General features: G+C 73.1%; 18 protein-coding genes. 15 read left to right on the top strand and 3 right to left on the bottom strand.

Features of this window, described 5'->3' with window-relative positions; all coding sequences use genetic code 11:
* Window positions 1-63 precede the first annotated feature (63 nt).
* Genes miaB through AAD528_RS14790 form a run of 6 tightly spaced genes read left to right on the top strand, consistent with a single transcriptional unit; the run spans window position 64 to window position 5,848 of the window.
* Window positions 64-1,611 carry a tRNA (N6-isopentenyl adenosine(37)-C2)-methylthiotransferase MiaB gene (miaB, locus tag AAD528_RS14815; RefSeq protein WP_345752852.1) on the top strand — a complete coding sequence of 516 codons (1,548 nt, stop codon included), beginning with the start codon at window positions 64-66 and terminating at the stop codon, window positions 1,609-1,611.
* Entirely contained in the window at window positions 1,608-2,540 is a 933-nt protein-coding gene (gene miaA, locus AAD528_RS14810) for a tRNA (adenosine(37)-N6)-dimethylallyltransferase MiaA (protein WP_345752851.1), read from the top strand. Before miaB ends, miaA begins: the two co-directional genes overlap by 4 nt.
* On the top strand, window positions 2,537-2,986 hold the full coding sequence (locus AAD528_RS14805) for a GNAT family acetyltransferase (protein WP_345752850.1): 450 nt from the start codon (window positions 2,537-2,539) through the stop codon (window positions 2,984-2,986). The genes miaA and AAD528_RS14805 overlap by 4 nt, the downstream gene beginning before the upstream one ends.
* Window positions 2,983-3,861 (top strand): diaminopimelate epimerase, encoded by an 879-nt coding sequence (dapF, locus tag AAD528_RS14800; protein ID WP_345752849.1) that lies wholly within the window; start codon window positions 2,983-2,985, stop codon window positions 3,859-3,861. The genes AAD528_RS14805 and dapF overlap by 4 nt, the downstream gene beginning before the upstream one ends.
* Window positions 3,862-3,864: 3 nt before the next feature.
* Complete coding sequence (mobA, locus tag AAD528_RS14795) at window positions 3,865-4,479, top strand: molybdenum cofactor guanylyltransferase (RefSeq protein ID WP_345752848.1); 615 nt, start codon at window positions 3,865-3,867, stop codon at window positions 4,477-4,479.
* A 4-nt stretch (window positions 4,480-4,483) separates the two neighbouring features.
* Window positions 4,484-5,848: an APC family permease gene (locus tag AAD528_RS14790; RefSeq protein ID WP_345752847.1), complete on the top strand. Its 1,365-nt coding sequence runs from the start codon at window positions 4,484-4,486 to the stop codon at window positions 5,846-5,848.
* A 50-nt stretch (window positions 5,849-5,898) separates the two neighbouring features.
* Here the strand turns inward: AAD528_RS14790 and AAD528_RS14785 are convergent, their stop codons facing one another.
* Complete coding sequence (locus AAD528_RS14785) at window positions 5,899-6,543, bottom strand: class I SAM-dependent methyltransferase (protein ID WP_345752846.1); 645 nt, start codon at window positions 6,541-6,543, stop codon at window positions 5,899-5,901.
* 161 nt (window positions 6,544-6,704) lie between these two features.
* Here AAD528_RS14785 and hflX point away from each other — a divergent pair, with 161 nt between their 5' ends.
* From hflX to AAD528_RS14770, 3 genes are read left to right on the top strand one after another with little or no spacing between them, the layout of a single operon-like run.
* Window positions 6,705-8,264, top strand: coding sequence for a GTPase HflX (gene hflX, locus AAD528_RS14780; protein ID WP_345752845.1), 1,560 nt, complete (start codon window positions 6,705-6,707; stop codon window positions 8,262-8,264).
* Window positions 8,265-8,304: 40 nt separating this feature from the next.
* Entirely contained in the window at window positions 8,305-8,868 is a 564-nt protein-coding gene (locus AAD528_RS14775; protein ID WP_345752844.1) for a GNAT family N-acetyltransferase, read from the top strand.
* Window positions 8,865-9,575: an HAD family hydrolase gene (locus AAD528_RS14770; RefSeq protein ID WP_345752843.1), complete on the top strand. Its 711-nt coding sequence runs from the start codon at window positions 8,865-8,867 to the stop codon at window positions 9,573-9,575. The genes AAD528_RS14775 and AAD528_RS14770 overlap by 4 nt, the downstream gene beginning before the upstream one ends.
* Before the next feature lie 316 nt (window positions 9,576-9,891).
* On the opposite strand, the gene AAD528_RS14765 is transcribed toward AAD528_RS14770, so the two are convergent.
* Together AAD528_RS14765 and lexA are read right to left on the bottom strand one after the other, a co-directional pair.
* Entirely contained in the window at window positions 9,892-11,847 is a 1,956-nt protein-coding gene (locus AAD528_RS14765; RefSeq protein ID WP_345752842.1) for a prolyl oligopeptidase family serine peptidase, read from the bottom strand.
* A 32-nt stretch (window positions 11,848-11,879) separates the two neighbouring features.
* Window positions 11,880-12,572 (bottom strand): transcriptional repressor LexA, encoded by a 693-nt coding sequence (gene lexA / locus AAD528_RS14760; protein WP_345752841.1) that lies wholly within the window; start codon window positions 12,570-12,572, stop codon window positions 11,880-11,882.
* 257 nt (window positions 12,573-12,829) lie between these two features.
* Between lexA and AAD528_RS14755 the strand changes: the two genes are divergently transcribed.
* From AAD528_RS14755 to AAD528_RS14730, 6 genes are all read left to right on the top strand, one after another.
* Window positions 12,830-13,216, top strand: a complete 387-nt coding sequence (locus tag AAD528_RS14755) for a LysM peptidoglycan-binding domain-containing protein (protein WP_345752840.1) — start codon at window positions 12,830-12,832, stop codon at window positions 13,214-13,216.
* 39 nt (window positions 13,217-13,255) lie between these two features.
* The gene (locus AAD528_RS14750) at window positions 13,256-14,338 is read left to right on the top strand and encodes a histidinol-phosphate transaminase (RefSeq protein WP_345752839.1); all 1,083 of its coding nucleotides are present in this window, start codon (window positions 13,256-13,258) and stop codon (window positions 14,336-14,338) included.
* A gap of 46 nt (window positions 14,339-14,384) precedes the next feature.
* Window positions 14,385-14,990, top strand: coding sequence for an imidazoleglycerol-phosphate dehydratase HisB (gene hisB / locus AAD528_RS14745; RefSeq protein ID WP_345752838.1), 606 nt, complete (start codon window positions 14,385-14,387; stop codon window positions 14,988-14,990).
* Complete coding sequence (hisH, locus tag AAD528_RS14740; protein ID WP_345752837.1) at window positions 14,987-15,667, top strand: imidazole glycerol phosphate synthase subunit HisH; 681 nt, start codon at window positions 14,987-14,989, stop codon at window positions 15,665-15,667. Before hisB ends, hisH begins: the two co-directional genes overlap by 4 nt.
* A gap of 73 nt (window positions 15,668-15,740) precedes the next feature.
* Window positions 15,741-16,487: a bifunctional 1-(5-phosphoribosyl)-5-((5-phosphoribosylamino)methylideneamino)imidazole-4-carboxamide isomerase/phosphoribosylanthranilate isomerase PriA gene (gene priA / locus AAD528_RS14735; RefSeq protein WP_345752836.1), complete on the top strand. Its 747-nt coding sequence runs from the start codon at window positions 15,741-15,743 to the stop codon at window positions 16,485-16,487.
* A complete protein-coding gene (locus tag AAD528_RS14730) occupies window positions 16,471-17,247 on the top strand; it encodes an SseB family protein (protein ID WP_345752835.1) in 777 nt (258 codons plus the stop codon). The genes priA and AAD528_RS14730 overlap by 17 nt, the downstream gene beginning before the upstream one ends.
* The last annotated feature ends 67 nt before the right edge of the window (window positions 17,248-17,314 follow it).

Raw genomic sequence — 17,314 nt, 5'->3', positions numbered from 1 at the left:
CCGGGCGACGGGCCGCGCCTGCGCGGGACTCTCCCGCAGAGCGAAACGTACAATGAGCAGGCCATGACCACACCATCCAGCGCCCCCACCCTCATCGAGGCGTCGCCCGCCGCGCTCACCGCCGACGGACGGCCGCGCTCGTACGAGGTGCGCACCTTCGGCTGCCAGATGAACGTTCACGACTCCGAGCGCCTCTCGGGCTCGCTCGAGAGCGCCGGCTACGTGCGCGCGGAGGCGGGCGCCGACGCCGACGTCGTCATCATCAACACGTGCGCGGTGCGCGACAACGCCGCGGGCAAGCTCTACGGCACGCTCGGCCACCTGAAGTCCCGCAAGGACAAGCACGAGGGCATGCAGATCGCCGTCGGCGGCTGCCTCGCGCAGATGGACAAGGAGGCCGTGCAGACTAAGGCCCCCTGGGTCGACGTCGTGTTCGGCACGCACAACATGGGCTCGCTGCCGAGCCTGCTCGAGCGCGCCCGTCACAACGGCGAGGCCGAGCTCGAGATCCTCGAGTCCCTCGAGACGTTCCCCTCGACGCTGCCGACCAAGCGCGACTCGGTCTACAGCGGGTGGGTGTCGATCTCCGTCGGCTGCAACAACACGTGCACGTTCTGCATCGTCCCGAGCCTGCGCGGCAAGGAGAAGGACCGCCGGCCGGGCGACATCCTGAACGAGCTGCGCCTGCTGGTCGACGACGGCGCGATCGAGGTCACGCTGCTCGGCCAGAACGTGAACTCCTACGGCGTCGAGTTCGGCGACCGCCAGGCGTTCGGCAAGCTGCTGCGCGCCGCGGGCGAGATCGACGGACTCGAGCGCATCCGCTTCACGAGCCCGCACCCCGCCGCGTTCACGGACGACGTGATCGACGCCATGGCGGAGACGCCCGCCGTGATGCCGCAGCTGCACATGCCGCTGCAGTCCGGCAGCGACCGGATCCTGCGCGAGATGCGCCGCTCGTACCGCAGCGCGAAGTTCCTCGGGATCCTGGATCGCGTGCGCGAGCGGATCCCGCATGCCGCGATCTCGACGGACATCATCGTCGGCTTCCCCGGCGAGACCGACGCGGACTTCGAGGACACCCTGCGCGTGGTGGAGCAGGCGCGCTTCGCGAGCGCGTTCACGTTCCAGTACTCCATCCGCGAGGGCACGCCCGCCGCGACGATGCCGGACCAGGTGCCGAAGGACGTCGTGCAGGAGCGCTACGAGCGCCTGGTCGCCCTGCAGCAGCGCATCACGCTCGAGGAGAATCAGAAGCAGCTCGGCCGCTCGCTCGAGGTGCTCGTCTCGACCGGCGAGGGCAAGAAGGACCAGGCGACCCACCGCCTCACGGGACGCGCCGAGGACAACCGCCTCGTCCACTTCGAGGTGCCCGAGGGCTCCGCCGTGCCGCGTCCGGGCGACGTCGTCACGGTCGAGGTCACGCACGCCGCTCCCTCGCACCTGCTCGCGGACTCCGCCGACGGTGCGCCGCTGCGCATCCGCCGCACGCGCGCGGGCGACGCCTGGGACCGCTCGCAGGCCGAGTCCTGCGCCGTGCCCGCGCCCGGCGCGACGACCGCCGGCGGGGCCGTGAAGCTCGGCCTGCCGACACTGCGCATCGGCGTGTGACCGCGCCGCACCTCTTCGCGATCGTCGGGGCCACGGGCACCGGCAAGAGCGACCTCTCGCTCGACCTCGCCGAGGTCCTCGGCGGGCGCGGCACGCCCGCCGAGGTCGTGAACGCCGACGCCATGCAGCTGTACCGCGGCATGGACATCGGCACCGCCAAGGTGCCCGTGGCCGAGCGCCGCGGCGTCCCGCATCACGTGTTCGACGTGCTCGACGTGACCGAGGACGCCGCCGTCGCGCGGTACCAGCAGGACGCGCGCGCCGCGATCGACGACATCCACGCGCGCGGGCGCCACGCGATCCTGGTCGGCGGATCCGGTCTGTACGTCTCGAGCGTGCTGTACGAGTTCCGCTTCCCGCCCCGCGACGAGGCCCTGCGTGCCGCGCTCGAGGCGGAGCTCGCGGCGCACGGCACGGGCGCCCTGTACGCGCGCCTGCAGCGGGAGGACCCCGCCACGTCCGCCCGCGTCGATCCGCAGAACGGGCGGCGCATCGTGCGCGCGCTCGAGATCCTCGCCCTCGGTGAGACCACCCACGGCGCCGCACTCCCCGAGGAGCCCGTGCCGTGGCGACCCGCCACCGTGGTCGGGCTCCGCATGGAGCGCCCCGCGCTGATCGAGCGCCTCGACCGCCGCGTCGAGCGGATGTGGGCCGAGGGCATGCTCGACGAGACCGCGCGCCTGCGCGAACGAGGGCTCGAGCGCGGCCGCACCGCCTCCCGCGCGATCGGCTACGCGCAGGCTCTCGCGCAGCTCAGGGGCGACCTGGCGCAGGCGGAGGCGATCGCCGAGACGCAGGCGCTCACGCGCAGGTACGCCCGCCGGCAGGTCTCCTGGTTCGGGCGGTACGCCCCGAGCGCGGAGGTCGACGTGTCGTGGTTCGAGGCCGGCGCCGCCGATCCGGAGTCCCTGGCAGACTCGATCGGGTGACCGTCGACATCCGCTCCTTCGCCCCGTCGGATGAGGAGCATGTCGTCGCGCTGTGGCGTGCGGCCGGCCTCGTCAGGCCGTGGAACGACCCGCACCGGGACCTCGCCCGGGCACGGGCCGTCTGGCCGGAGCTGCTGCTCGTCGCCGCGGACGGCGGCGAGGTCGTCGGATCCGTCATGGCCGGGTACGACGGGCACCGCGGCTGGCTGTACTACCTCGCGACCGCGTCGCATCGCCGCGGCGAGGGCATCGGCCGCCGCCTGATCGCCGAGGCGGAGGCGCGGCTGGAGGCGCTCGGCTGCCCCAAGGTGATGCTCATGGTGCGCGCCGACAACGAGGCCGTGCTCGAGTACTACGACGCGATCGGGTACCAGCGCGAGACGAGCCGGCTCACGAGCCGCCGGCTCATCCCCGACGAGCGAGCCCTGAATAGACTGGGCCCATGACCGAGATCGCCTTCACCAAGGGCCACGGGACGGGCAACGACTTCGTGATCGTCGCCGACCCCGAGGGCGAACTCGACCTGACCGACGCCCAGGTCGCCACGCTGTGCGACCGCCGGTTCGGGATCGGCGCCGACGGGCTGCTGCGTGTCGTGCGGTCGGCGCGCCTCGCCGAGGGCGCGGCCTCGCTGGCGGAGGAGCCCGAGGCCGAGTGGTTCATGGACTACCGCAACGCCGACGGCTCGAAGGCCGAGATGTGCGGCAACGGCGTGCGCGTGTTCGCGCACTACCTGCTCGAGGCGGGACTCGCCGATCTGCCGGCCGGATCCACCCTGCCGATCGGCACGCGCGCGGGCGTGCGCGACGTGATGCGCAGCGGCACCGGCTACCAGGTCGACCTCGGCCGATGGCGCGCCGAGCCGGGCGATCCGCTCGTCACCGCCCGCGGCCTCAGCGTCTCGCGCCCGGGCCTCGGCATCGACGTCGGCAACCCCCACGTGGTCGTGGCGCTGGCGTCCGACGACGAGCTCGACGGGCTCGACCTGGGCGCCAGGCCCGCGATCGACCCCGAGCCGCCGCACGGCGCCAACGTCGAGTTCGTCGTGCCGCACGAGCCGCTCGTGAAGGACGGCGTCGGCCGCGTCCGGATGCGCGTGTTCGAGCGCGGCGTCGGCGAGACCCTCAGCTGCGGCACGGGCGTGGCGGCCACGGCGCTCGCGGTGCGCGACTGGGCCGGCCGCGGCGCCCCCGACCACTGGCGCGTCGAGGTGCCCGGCGGCACGCTCGGCGTGCGGATGTTCCCCGCCGAGGACGGCGAGCACGTCGCGCTGTCCGGTCCCGCCGTGCTCGTGTACGCGGGCACCGTCACCCTGGCCTGAGCCGTGACGCCCCCGCTGCGCGGCATCGTGCTCGCGGGTGGGCGATCGTCCCGCCTGGGCGGACGCCACAAGCCCGCCATCCGCGTGGACGGCGTGCCGATCGTCGCGCGCGCGATCGCGGCGCTCCGCGAGGCGGGCGCGGAGCCGCTGGTCGTGGGGGAGGCCCGGTCCGTGCCGGGCGGGGTGCCGGTCGTCCGGGAGGATCCGCCGTTCGCCGGGCCGCTCGCCGCGGTCGCGGCGGGTCTCGGCGCGCTGACCCCCGCGCCGGACGGCGTGATCCTGCTGCTGGGCGGCGACATGCCGTTCGTCACCGCCGCGACGCTGGCGCGCCTCGCCGCCCTCGCCGCCGTCGCCGCGGGCGGCGCCGCGTACGCCGAGGGCGGGGACGGGCGCGCGCAGCCGCTCTGCGCGGCATGGGATGAGGCCGTGCTCCGTGCGCGCCTCGCGACGATCGGCGATCCCGCGAACCTGCCGCTGCGCGTCCTGCACGAGACACTGGATCCCGCGCGCGTCCACGTGCCGGCACGCGAGCTGCTCGACGTCGATACACCTGACGACCTGCGCGAGGCAAGCCGCGCCCCGTCGGCTTGCAATATGCCGCCGGACCGGCTGGAGTGAGACGATGACGAAAGACACCGCTCTCCAGTCGGTCGACGCCCCGTCCGGCCTGAAACGGGCCATCGGCACGCCGCTGCTGTTCGCCTTCATCGTGGGCGACACGCTCGGCGCCGGCATCTACACCCTGGTCGGGACCATGGCGACCGACGTGGGCGGTGTCATCTGGCTGCCGCTGCTCATCGCCCTCGTCGTGGCGCTGCTGACCGCCGGCACGTACGCCGAGCTCATCACGAAGTACCCGCACGCGGGTGGTGCGGCGCGATATGTGGACAAAGCGTTCGGCAAGCCCTTCCTGTCGTTCCTCGTGGGCTTCCTCATGATGGCGTCCGGGATCACGACCGCCGCCGCCCTCGCCAACGCGTTCGCCGGCGACTACTTCGCGGCGCTGTTCGACGTGCCCGCCATCCCCGTCGCGATCGGGTTCATCATCGTCCTCACGCTCGTCAACCTCCGTGGTGTGAAGGAGTCGCTGGCCGCCAACCTCGTCGCCTCGATGATCGAGGTCACCGGCCTTGTGATCGTCATCGCGATCGCGGCGATGGTGTTCGGCAGCGGCGGCGGAGAGCCCGCGCGCATCTTCGAGTTCGCGCCCGACGTCCCGCCGCTGCAGGGCGCATTCGCGGCATCCATCGTCGCGTTCTTCTCGTTCCTCGGCTTCGAGGCCGCGGCGAACATGGCCGAGGAGGTCAAGAACCCGTCGAAGGCGTACCCGCGGGCGCTGTTCGGAGCCATCGCCACGGCCGCCGTCGTCTACCTGCTGATCGCGATCGGCGCCGTCATCGTCGTCGAGCCGACGACCCTCGCCGAGTCCACCGGCCCGCTGCTCGAGGTCGTCACCGCCAGCGGCTTCGCGCTGCCGCCGTGGCTGTTCAGCATCATCGCGCTCGTCGCGATCGCCAACGGCGCACTGCTGTTCATGGTGATGGCCAGCCGCGTCGGGTACGGCCTCGCCGAGTCGGCCCTGCTGCCGCACGCGTTCGGTCGCGTGCTGCCGAAGCGCCGCACGCCGTGGGTGTCGATCCTCGTCGTGGCCGGCGCGACCATGCTGCTCACCGTCATCGGCGACATCGGCACCCTCGCCGAGACCACCGTGCTGCTGCTGCTGCTGGTCTTCCTCACGGCGAACGTCAGCGTGCTCGTCCTCAAGAAGGACAAGGTCGCGCACAAGCACTTCTCGGTGCCGCGGGTGGTCCCGGTGCTCGCGATCATCGCCTCGATCGTGCTCCTCACGCAGCAGACCGGCGCGGTCTGGCTCGGCACGGCCGGCTACGTGGTCGTCGGCACCATCCTGTTCTTCATCGCGCGCGCGGGACGCAAGCGCGGCGACCAGAGGCTCGCCGAGCGCACCGGGGCGATCGACACCGTCTGATCGGATCGGCGCCCCGTCACCCGAGAGGGAGGCGGGGCGCTCGCGGTCTCCTACGTCTGCGGCAGCGCGAGCGGCTCGGTGGGGGGCGAGCCGTGCCGGCGCACCTTCAGCACGCGATACCCCTTGCCTGTGGCGGTGCGGTACACGCTGAAGCCGTCGTCGAACGTCGTGGCGAGCCAGCGCTGCAGGGAATCCGATCCGAGGTCCCGCTTGACCACGAGGTGCGCGTCGCTGCGCTCCGCGAGACGCGGGATCCACGTCTCCATGAGTTCGTGGAGGATCGACTTGCCGACGCGGATCGGCGGGTTCGAGCGGATCGTGCGGAACGTCACGTGCTCGGGAACATCCTCGGGCAGCACGGCGTTGACATTGTCGAGGCCGAGGGATGCGGCGTTGCGGCGCACGAGATCCAGCGCGCGCTCGTTCACGTCGACGGCCCACACGCGTGCGTGGGGCGACATCATCGCCATGCTGAGCGCGATGGGGCCCCAGCCGCAGCCGAGGTCGAGGAAGTCGCCGCCGGCGGGCGGTTCGGGAGTGTTCGCGAGCAGGACCGACGTGCCCACGTCGAGGCGCTCGGGGCTGAAGACCCCGGCCGCTGTCGTGAGCTCCACGGTGCGTCCGACCAGGGGCACTCGGATGCGGCGGAGGTTCTCGGCACTGGTGGGACTCGCGGAGAAGTAGTGGTCCACCATAGGGGGCCAGCGTACCGGAGGAGCCGCCATCACGGGGAGACGGGCGCCCGCGGATCGGGCCCCCGGAACACCCCCCCGTAGCCGCGCGACACGCGGGAGAATAGGCTGGAGAGCTCGATGCCCGCGGATGGCCGCGGACCGCATCGGAATGAAAGGCATGGATGACTGACACCACCACCCCCGATCCCACCGCCGCGAACGGCCTCGAGGTCGACGTCGACCTCGCCCGCGCGCTGGGGGCGCCCGACCTGGTGGACCGCGTGCTGGCGCGCGCCGAGTCCCGCACCGGCGCGAGGGTGTTCGGGTCGGCGCAGGCGCTGCAGGACGTCACGACCACGGGCGACGGATCCGCCGACGGCGAGCAGTGGGACCGCGAGGAACGCGCCGCGCTCCGCCGCGTCGCGGGGCTGTCGACCGAGCTCGAGGACGTCACCGAGGTCGAGTACCGGCAGCTGCGCCTCGAGAACGTGGTGCTGGTCGGCGTGTACTCGCAGGGCTCGCAGCTCGACGCCGAGAACTCGCTGCGCGAGCTCGCGGCGCTCGCCGAGACCGCCGGCGCCGTCGTGCTCGACGGCGTGCTGCAGCGGCGCCCGCACCCGGATCCCGCGACGTACGTCGGCCGGGGCAAGGCCGCCGAGCTGAAGGACATCGTCGCCGCCGTCGGCGCCGACACCGTGATCGCCGACACCGAGCTCGCGCCCAGCCAGCGGCGCGCGCTGGAGGACGTCGTCAAGGTCAAGGTGATCGACCGCACCACGGTGATCCTGGACATCTTCAGCCAGCACGCCAAGAGCCGCGAGGGCAAGGCGCAGGTCGAGCTCGCGCAGCTCGAGTACCTGCTGCCGCGCCTGCGCGGCTGGGGCGACTCGATGAGCCGCCAGGCCGGTGGCCAGGTCGGCGCGGGCGGCGCGGGCATGGGCTCGCGCGGACCCGGTGAGACGAAGATCGAGCTGGACCGTCGCCGCATCCGCACGCGCATGGCGCAGCTGCGCCGGCAGATCCGCGACTTCGCGCCCGCGCGCGAGGCCAAGCGGGGCGAGCGCAAGCGCAACACGATCCCCTCGGTCGCGATCGCCGGCTACACCAACGCCGGCAAGTCGAGCCTGCTGAACCGTCTGACGAGCGCGGGCGTGCTGGTCGAGAACGCCCTGTTCGCGACGCTGGATGCCACGGTGCGCCGCTCCGAGACCTCGGACGGTCGCGTCTACACGCTCGCCGACACCGTGGGCTTCGTGCGGAATCTGCCGCACCAGCTCGTGGAGGCGTTCCGCTCGACGCTCGAGGAGGTGGCCGACGCGGATGTGATCCTGCACGTCGTGGACGCGCACCATCCGGATCCGGCCGGTCAGATCCAGACCGTCCGCGACGTGATGGGAGACGTCGGCGCACGCGACATCCACGAGATCGTCGTGTTCAACAAGGCCGACCTCGTCGACGACGACGCGAAGCTCGTGCTGCGCGGGCTGGCGCCTGCGGCCGTGTTCGTCTCCTCGCGCACGGGCGCCGGCATCGACGAGCTGCGTCAGGTGGTCGAGGCCGCGCTGCCGCTGCCGGACGTCGAGCTGCGCGCGCTGGTGCCGTACGAGCGCGGTGACCTGATCTCGGCGATCCACGAGCAGGGCCACCTGCTCGAGCGCTCGCACGAGGAGGGCGGCACGCTCGTGCACGCGCACGTGTCCGAGCGACTCGCGGCGGCGCTCGAGCCGTTCCGGGTCGCGTAGCGTGCGGATCCGGCCGTACGCGCCCGGCGATCGGGACGCGGTGGCCGACATCTGCCTGCGCACGGCGGACGAGGGATCCGACGCCACCGGCGTCTTCGCGGACGACGGGCTCTGGGCCGACGTGTTCGCGCTGCCGTACGTGACGCGACACCCGGAGCTCGCGTTCGTCGTCGAGGCCCCGGATGGCAGGGTCGTGGGCTACGTGCTCGGGACGGACGACACGGACGCGTTCGAGGACTGGTTCGCCGGATCGTGGTGGCCGCGGATCGCGGCGCGGCACCCGCGCCCCGACGTCGAGCGCACGCGCCAGGACGGAACGCTGATCTACGCGTACGGCCGCCGCGCGGGGCACGAGCCCTACGCGGGGCAGGGCTACCCGGCGCACCTGCACATCGACCTGCTGCCCGAGGCGCAGGGACGCGGGCTGGGACGCCGCCTCATCCTCACGCTGCTGGACGAGCTGCGCCGTCGCGGCGTGCCGGGTCTGCACCTCGTCGCGTCCGCGCGCAATGCCGGCGCGGTGGCGTTCTACGACCGCATCGGCCTGACGCGCCTCGACTCGCACCCCGGCGTGCAGGCATTCGGCGTGCGGCTCGACCGATGAGCGAGCCGGGGTCCGCGCGCGTCGTGCTGTGGGACTTCGACGGGACGCTCGCACACCGCGCGGGGCTCTGGGCCGGGGCCATGGTCGAGGCGCTCGTGCGCAGCGGCGCCGTGCCCCTGCCGCCGGAGGACCTGCGACCGCACCTCGCCGCGGGCTTCCCGTGGCACACGCCGGACGAGCCGTGGGGCGCGATGCCCGCGACCGAGTGGTGGGGCCGGCTGCGGCTCGTGCTGCAGGCGGCATACGCGCGGGCGGGACTGGACGACACGGTCGCCGCGCACGCGGCCGAGTTCGTCGCGCTCGAGTACTACCGGCCGGATGCCTGGACGCTGGTCGACGGCGCGGCCGAGGCGCTCGAGACCACGCGAGCGGCGGGCTATCGCAACGTCGTGCTCAGCAACCATCCGCCCGAGCTCGCGGGTCTCGTGGCGGCGCTCGGGCTGGATCCGCTCGTCGACCGCGTGATCACGAGCGCCGAGGTCGGCGCGGACAAGCCCCACAGCCTGATCTTCGAGCACGCGCTGCGCGTCACCGAGGCGGGGCCGGACGTCTGGATGGTCGGCGACAACCCCGTCGCGGACGTCGCGGGCGCCGAGCGCGCCGGCATCCGCGCGATCCTCGCCGATGGCGCCTATCCCGACGCGCTCGGCGTGACGGTCCTCGAGGCGGCCCGCCTGATCGCCGGGGACCGGCCCGCGGGCTGCTGAGGCCGCGCACAGGCCCACCGGCCCGGGCGCAGGCTCATCCGTCCCGCGAGTGCACTCGCGTCACATCCGTCCTGCATGCGGGCGCCCGGATGCTCCGACCGGCTCTCGGGGCGCCCGGTCACCAGGGGAGGCCGCCCGCCCACTCGCAGAATCGCACGACCTCCGGGCGGCATCCGAGGTACCCGGAGGCGATCTCTGGATCGTCGCGCATCCGATCCCGTGCGAAGCGCAGCGGATCACGGCCGAGGCCGGCACCGCGCGCCCGCCGGTCTCCCGCCGTCAGATCGCCGTGCCGGACCGGGCCGATCCCCCCGGATCAGTCGAGCTCGATGGGCGGGACGCCGGGGGTGTCGAAGCCGAGGATGCGGCCGAGGAAGGCCAGCTCCGACTCGAAGGCGCGCACGAGCGTCTCCGCCCGGCGGAAGCCGTGCGACTCGCCGTCGAACAGCACGTACGCGTGCGCGACGTGGTTGGCCGCGAGCGCGTCACGCAGCGCCTCGGACTGCGAGGGCAGAACGACCGGATCCTCGGAGCCCTGCAGGATCAGCAGGGGCGTCCGCAGGGTCTCGGGGCGCGACAGCGGCGACCGGCTCACGTACAGCGGCTCCGCCTGGGGGAGCGGCCCCACGAGGCCGTCGAGGTAGCGCGCCTCGAAGTCGTGCGTGTCCTCCGCGAGCCTGCGGAGATCCGCGACGCCGTAGCGGCTGATGCCTGCGGCGAACGCGTCCGTGTCCGCGACGGCGCACAGCACGGTCCAGCCGCCCGCGGATCCGCCCTTGATCGCGATGCGCGCGGGATCCGCCAGGCCGGCGGCGGCGATGCCGCGGGCGGCCGCGGCGGTGTCCGCCACGTCGGCGATGCCCCAGCGGCCCCGCAGCCGCTCGCGATAGGCGCGGCCGTACCCGGTCGATCCGCCGTAGTTGACGTCCAGCACGCCGATGCCGCGGCTCGTGAAGTACGCCACGGCGAGCGACAGCTCGCCCGAAGCGTGCGCCGTCGGACCGCCGTGCACGAGCACCAGGTACGGTGGCAGCTCGCCGTCCGGCGCCGTGACGTCCGGGTTGGTGGGCGGGTACGCGAACGCGTGCACCTCTCCGTCCGGACCGTCGAACGTGAGCGCGCGCGAGCTCGGCAGCCACGCCGCATCCAGCGCGGGCACACCGCCGCGGACGGCCGTCAGCGTGTGCACGTCGACGTCCAGCAGCCACAGCCCGCCGGGCACCCGGGCGCCCGCCCCCGTGAGCAGCACGCGCGAGCCGCGCACGTCGCGGATCAGGATGCCGCCCGACAGCGGCGTCTCGAGGACCTCGACCGTGCCCCCGGCCGGATCGAGCACCACCAGCTCGTCGGTGCCGTGCGTGCGCACCGCGACGACGCGGCCGTCGGCGAGGGGCGCGTACCAGCGGGCCCCGAGGTTCCACAGCGGTCCTCCCGTGTCGGCATCCGCGGCGGCCAGCGGCTCCGACGCCCCCGCGGCGTCGAGGCGCACCCGATGCAGGTTCCAGCGGCCCCCGCCCGGGCCTTCGCCCGCGGGATCGGCGCTGAACATCAGCTCGTCGTCGCCCGTCCACTCGGGCTGCAGCGCCGCGACCGGCCCGGTGGCGGTGCGCCCGCCGGCGATCCGCACGTGATCCGTGACCGTGCCGTCGGGCCCGATCCGGCCGACGCGCAGCTCGGCGGCATCCCACGGCATGTCCGGGTGGTCCCACGCGATCCACGCCAGGCGGTCGCCCCGAGGGGCGGGATAGGCGAGGAAGCCGGATCCGACCGCCACGCTCAGGATCGCGGAGGCGTCGTCCGCGGCCGAGCCGTCCAGCGGGATCACGACGATGTCGCGTGCGGGGATGCGGTCGGCGCGCAGCGTCTCGCGCACGGCCCACAGGCGTCCCTCGGCGAAGGTGAGGTCGCCGAACGACATGCCGAGACCGGCGGGAGTGAGCGGGACGGGCTCGCCGTCCGCGGTCATCCGGTGGACGCGCTGATCCGATCCCTCGACGAACAGCAGCTCGCCGTCGTCCGTCGCGGTCCACGCGCCGCCGCCGTACTCGTGCACGCGGGAGCGCGCGCTCCACGGCGCCGGCAGCAGCACATCCGGCTCGCCGTCGGCCTGGCGCAGGATCGCGGTGCGCCCCCTCTCGGCGGGGACGCTCTCGCTCCACCAGATCTCGCCCCGCGGGCCGACGAACCGCGCGCCGTCGAGGCGCGGGGACCCGCCCGCGATGTCGGACGCCTGCAGCGGCGACGGCCAGGAACCGTAGGGAAGCGTGGACATGCCCCCACGCTATCGGGAGGCTCGGACGCGGGTCAGACCGCGCGCATCACCGCGACGATCTTGCCCAGCACCACGGCCTCGTCGCCGAGGATCGGCTCGAAGGCGGAGTTGCGGGGCAGCAGCCACGTGTGCCCGTCGCGCTGGCGGAACACCTTCACGGTGGCCTCGCCGTCGAGCATGGCCGCGACGATGTCGCCGTTCTCCGCCGTGTTCTGCACGCGCACGACGACCCAGTCGCCGTCGCAGATCGCGGCGTCGATCATCGACTCGCCGCTGACCTTGAGCATGAACAGCTCGCCCTTGCCGACGAGCTGCCGCGGGAGGGGGAAGATCTCCTCGACCTGCTGGTCGGCCGTGATCGGCACGCCCGCGGCGATGCGGCCCACGAGCGGCACCATCGCGGCGTCGCCGACGCTCGGCACGCCCGCATCGAGGTTCTCGCCGGACTGGCCGGGCAGGTCGATCAGCACCTCCATCGCGCGCGTCTTGCCGGGGTCGCGCCGCAGGTAGCCGCTGAGCTCGAGCTGGCCGAGCTGATGCGTGACGCTCGAGAGCGACTTGAGCCCCACCGCGTCGCCGATCTCGCGCATGGTGGGCGGGTAGCCCTTGGACTGGATGGAGCGCTGGATGACCTCCAGGATCGCCAGCTGCTTGTCGCTCAGGCTCTTGCGCCGACGCGTACGACGCTTCTCGTCGAGTTCGGCGGGCGTCGTGGCGGCGCTCATCTGACCGGCTCCTTCTCCTCCGACGGTGAATGTCGGTGGCCCGTGGTGGGGTGTCTCTGTCATCGAAACCGTATCCGAACCGGCCCGGGATTCGGAAGATCCGTTCGAGCGTGTCGCGGATCGGGTCGGACCGGATTTCGAAGAAGGCGTTGACACATTCGAAGATTCGAAGATAGATTCGGAACAGAGCTTCGCATCCGGCCCTCCCGGCCGAGGTGCCGGGTGCGAAGCCTCTCCGAACGAAGAAGGAGCATCCGATGAGCACGGTCAGCATCACCGCATACGAGGTCCCGGCCCGCACGCGGGTGAGCGGCGCTCGCACGGCGACGCGCCTGCGGCTGACGCGCCGCGGGCGCCGCGTGCTCGCGGCGATCGCAGCCGCCCCCGTCGCCGCCGGTCTCGCGCTCGCGATCGTGAGCGGAGGCGGAGCGCTCGCGTCGCGCGACGCCGGCGCGCCTGCGGGCACCTTCGACTCCGTCACGGTGATGCCCGGCGAGTCGCTGTGGTCCATCGCCGAGGAGGTGGCCCCCGCCGCCGACCCCCGCGACGTGGTCGACGCGATCATCGCGCTGAACCAGCTGCCGTCCTCGGCGGTCGCCGCGGGCGAGCGCCTCGCGATCCCGGCCGAGTACTCCGCCGGCTGACCCGGCGGGGCCGCCGTCCCGCGGCCCTAGCATGGAAGGGTGACGGTCTCTCTCGACGACTTGCCGATCCGCGACGACCTGCGCGGCCAGAAGCCCTACGGAGCGCCCCAGGCGCCGCTTCCCGTGGCGCTCAACGTCAACGAGAACACGCATCCGGTGCCTCCGGAGGTCGCGGACGACATCGCCGACGCGGTCGCGCAGGCGCTGCGGGACGTGAACCGCTACCCCGATCGCGAGTTCCTCGAGCTGCGCGAGGGCTTCGCGCAGTACCTCGGCCACGGCGTCGACCCGTCCCAGATCTGGGCCGGCAACGGCTCCAATGAGGTGCTGCAGCACCTGCTGCAGGCCTTCGGCGGTCCCGGGCGCACGGCGTTCGGGTTCGAGCCGACCTACTCGATGTACCGGTTGCTCACGCGCGGCGTCGGCTCCGAGTGGCTCGCCGGCACGCGCGGTCACGACTACCGGATCAGCCCCGAGGACGCCGCCCGCCAGGTCGCCGACGCGCGACCCGACGTGGTCTTCCTGTGCGCGCCGAACAACCCCACGGGCACCCCCCTCTCGCTCGACGTCGTCGAGGCCGTCTACGACGCCGCCGACGGCATCGTGATCGTGGACGAGGCCTACCAGGAGTTCGCGCCGCGCGACTCGCCGTCCGCCATCACGCTGCTCGGAGGCCGGCCGCGGCTGGCCGTCTCGCGCACCATGAGCAAGGCGTTCGCGTTCGCGGGCGCGCGCGTCGGCTACCTGGTGGCCGATCCGGTCCTGATCGACGCACTCCGGCTCGTCCGGCTGCCGTACCACCTCAGTGCGCTGACCCAGGCCGCCGCGACCGCCGCGCTGCGTCACGCCGACACGATGCTGGGCATGGTCGACGAGATCGTCGCGCAGCGCGACCGGATGGGCGCCACGCTCGAAGCGCTCGGCTACCAGGCGCACGAGTCGTGGACGAACTTCATCCTGTTCGGCGGCGTCCAGGACCCGGCCGCCACGTGGCAGGCGCTCTACGACCGTGGCGTGCTCATCCGCGACATCGGCATCCCCGGTCACCTGCGCGTGACCGCGGGCACCGAGGAGGAGACCACCGCGTTCCTCGAGGCGCTCTCCGATCTCGGGGGTCGCTGAGGCCGGCCCCGGAGCGCGGTGCCGTGCCCCGACTAGGATCGAAGGCATGACGACTGCCCGAATCGCGCGCCGCACCCGCTCCACCAGCGAGTCGAGCGTGGAGCTGGAGCTGAACCTCGACGGCACCGGCAGGAGCTCGATCTCGACGAGCGTGCCGTTCTTCGACCACATGCTCACGGCGTTCGCGAAGCACTCGCTCACCGACCTGACCGTGACGGCCACGGGCGACACGCACATCGACGCGCACCACACGGTGGAGGACGTCGCGATCGTCCTCGGGCACGCGATCCGCGAGGCGCTCGGCGACAAGGCCGGCATCTCGCGCTACGGCGACGCGCTCGTGCCCCTCGACGAAGCGCTCGCGCAGGCCGTCGTGGACATCTCCGGGCGCCCGTACCTCGTGCACGAGGGCGAGCCCGCGGGCTTCGAGCAGCACCTGATCGGCGGCCACTTCACCGGATCGCTCGTGCGCCACACGTTCGAGGCCCTCGCGTTCAACGCGGGCCTCACCGTGCACGTCCGGGTGCTGTCGGGCCGCGACCCGCACCACATCGCCGAGGCGGAGTACAAGGCGTTCGCGCGCGCGTTCCGGCAGGCCAAGGCACTCGACCCGCTGGTGGAGGGCGTGCCGTCGACCAAGGGCGCGCTGTGAGCGCAGCCGCCGACGAGAGCCGGGACGCCGGGCGCCGCCCGGTCGTCGCGGTCCTGGACTACGGCTCCGGCAACATCCACTCCGCCGTCAAGGCGCTGGATGCCGCCGGCGGCGACGTGCACCTGACGCGCGACCCGGGGCTCATCCGCGAGGCCGACGGTCTGCTGGTGCCTGGCGTGGGCGCGTTCCAGGCCGTCATGGACCAGCTGCGCGCGGTGCGCGGCCCCGAGATGATCGAGCGCCGCCTCGCCGGCGGCCGCCCCGTGCTGGGCATCTGCGTCGGCATGCAGGTCATGTTCGAGCGCGGCGTCGAGCGCGGTGTCGAGACCGAGGGCCTCGGCGAGTGGCCCGGCGTCGTGGACGAGCTCAAGGCGCCTGTCGTGCCCCACATGGGCTGGAACACGGTCGAGGCGGGGGAGGGCTCGCGCCTGTTCCGCGGCCTGGAGGACGAGCGGTTCTACTTCGTGCACTCGTTCGCCGCCCAGGAGTGGACGCTCGAGGCGCACGGTCCGTTCGCCCAGCCCGTGGTGACGTGGGCGCGGCACGGCGGACGCTTCCTCGCGGCGGTCGAGAACGGGCCGCTGTCGGCCACGCAGTTCCACCCCGAGAAGTCCGGCGAGGCGGGCATCCGGCTCCTGCGGAATTGGATCGAGGGCCTGCCCGGGGCTACCCTCTGAGATCGTGCCCGCGACGGGAGATGCCCGCCGCACACCGTCCCGCACCGGACGGGCCGAAACCACACCTGGAGCTATGAACGATTTCGCGTCCACGCCCGGACTGATCCTGCTTCCCGCCGTCGACGTCCAGGGCGGCAAGGCCGTGCGCCTCACGCAGGGCGCCGCCGGATCCGAGACCGACTACGGCGACCCGATCGAGGCCGCGGAGAACTGGGCCAAGCAGGGCGCCCAGTGGATCCACCTGGTCGACCTCGACGCCGCGTTCGGCCGCGGCAGCAACGCCGGCGTGCTGCGCAAGGTGATCAAGCACATGCGCGGCATCAGCGTCGAGCTGTCGGGCGGCATCCGCGACGACGCGTCGCTCGAGGCGGCGCTCGAGAGCGGCGCGCAGCGCATCAACCTCGGCACCGCGGCCCTCGAGAACCCCGAGTGGACCGCCTCGGTGATCGGCCGGTACGGCGAGGCCATCGCGGTGGGTCTCGACGTGCGCGGCACGACGCTCGCGGCGCGTGGCTGGACGCAGGAGGGCGGCGACCTCTGGGAGGTGCTCGAGCGCCTCGAGGAGGCCGGCTGCAGCCGCTACGTCGTGACCGACGTCACGAAGGACGGCACGCTGCGCGGCCCGAACATCGACCTGCTCCGCGAGATCACGTCGCGCACGAGCCGGCCGGTGGTCGCCTCGGGCGGTGTCTCGAGCCTCGACGACATCGCGGCGCTGCGCCGCCTCGTGCCGAACGGCGTCGAGGGCGCCATCGTCGGCAAGGCCCTCTACGCGGGCGCGTTCACGCTCGCCGAGGCACTGGATGTCGCGGCCGACTGACGGCGAGGACCCGGCGGCCGACTCGGCGGGCGTCCCCTGGGAGGGGCGCCACTTCGAGGCGAATCCGCACTCGGGTGACGACGGATCCGCGGATCCCGCGCTGCTCGCGGCGCTCACGGCGTTCCATGCCGGCGGGGGAGATCAGGTCGCCGTGATCGACGCGCTGCGTCATGCGCGCGTGCTGATCCCGCTCGTGGCCGAGAAGGGCGACGAGGGCGTGGGCGCCCACGGCCTGCCCGTCGACAAGACGCAGGAGCTGTCGATCGTGACCGTGGCCGCACCCGACGGCCGCAAGGTGCTCCCCGTGTTCAGCTCGGTCGCCGCTCTCGGCCGCTGGGACCCTGTCGCCCGTCCGATCCCCGTGGAGGCGGTGCGCGCGGCGCTGGCCGCCTCGTCGGAGCAGACCGACCTGATGGTGCTCGACCCGACGTCCGAGACCGAGTTCGTGGTGCGACGGCCGGCAGTGTGGGCCGTCGCGCAGGGGGAGCCGTGGGAGCCGAGCTTCGTCAGCCCCGACGTGTTCCTCGGCCTGCAGGAGAGCATCGCGGGGGAGCTCGCCGTGCTGGATCTGGGCGTCGAGCCGGGCGATCCCACGGGACGGCTGCGCGGCCCCGAGCTCGTGGTGCGTCTCACGCTGATGTCGGGCCTGGATCGCGCGGAGCTCGACGCGGTGCTCGCGCGGCTCGCGCGCCGCTGGTCGGCGGACGACCGCGTCGCCACGCTGGTCGACTCGCTCTCGGTCAGGCTCGACAGCGCGTAGCCCTTGCGGATGTCCGCCGCACCGGCGGATGATCGGCTGCGCGCGTGGCGCGGCCGACGGAGGTGGC

This window comes from Microbacterium rhizophilum (assembly GCF_039605615.1).
In the GTDB taxonomy this organism is placed as follows: domain Bacteria; phylum Actinomycetota; class Actinomycetes; order Actinomycetales; family Microbacteriaceae; genus Microbacterium; species Microbacterium rhizophilus.
Note: the sequence above shows the minus strand (reverse complement) of the source record. Positions and strands in the feature narration are given on the sequence as shown.

Bases quoted from the DNA above. Each gene is read 5' to 3' on its own strand.
- AAD528_RS14785 (WP_345752846.1), bottom strand. From the start codon at position 6,543: ATGGTGGACCACTACTTCTCCGCGAGTCCCACCAGTGCCGAGAACCTC.
- dapF (WP_345752849.1), top strand. From the start codon at position 2,983: ATGACCGAGATCGCCTTCACCAAGGGCCACGGGACGGGCAACGACTTC.
- AAD528_RS14790 (WP_345752847.1), top strand. From the start codon at position 4,484: ATGACGAAAGACACCGCTCTCCAGTCGGTCGACGCCCCGTCCGGCCTG.
- lexA (WP_345752841.1), bottom strand. From the start codon at position 12,572: ATGAGCGCCGCCACGACGCCCGCCGAACTCGACGAGAAGCGTCGTACG.
- hisB (WP_345752838.1), top strand. From the start codon at position 14,385: ATGACGACTGCCCGAATCGCGCGCCGCACCCGCTCCACCAGCGAGTCG.
- miaB (WP_345752852.1), top strand. From the start codon at position 64: ATGACCACACCATCCAGCGCCCCCACCCTCATCGAGGCGTCGCCCGCC.
- priA (WP_345752836.1), top strand. From the start codon at position 15,741: ATGAACGATTTCGCGTCCACGCCCGGACTGATCCTGCTTCCCGCCGTC.
- AAD528_RS14730 (WP_345752835.1), top strand. From the start codon at position 16,471: ATGTCGCGGCCGACTGACGGCGAGGACCCGGCGGCCGACTCGGCGGGC.
- AAD528_RS14765 (WP_345752842.1), bottom strand. From the start codon at position 11,847: ATGTCCACGCTTCCCTACGGTTCCTGGCCGTCGCCGCTGCAGGCGTCC.
- hflX (WP_345752845.1), top strand. From the start codon at position 6,705: ATGACTGACACCACCACCCCCGATCCCACCGCCGCGAACGGCCTCGAG.
- AAD528_RS14770 (WP_345752843.1), top strand. From the start codon at position 8,865: ATGAGCGAGCCGGGGTCCGCGCGCGTCGTGCTGTGGGACTTCGACGGG.
- AAD528_RS14755 (WP_345752840.1), top strand. From the start codon at position 12,830: ATGAGCACGGTCAGCATCACCGCATACGAGGTCCCGGCCCGCACGCGG.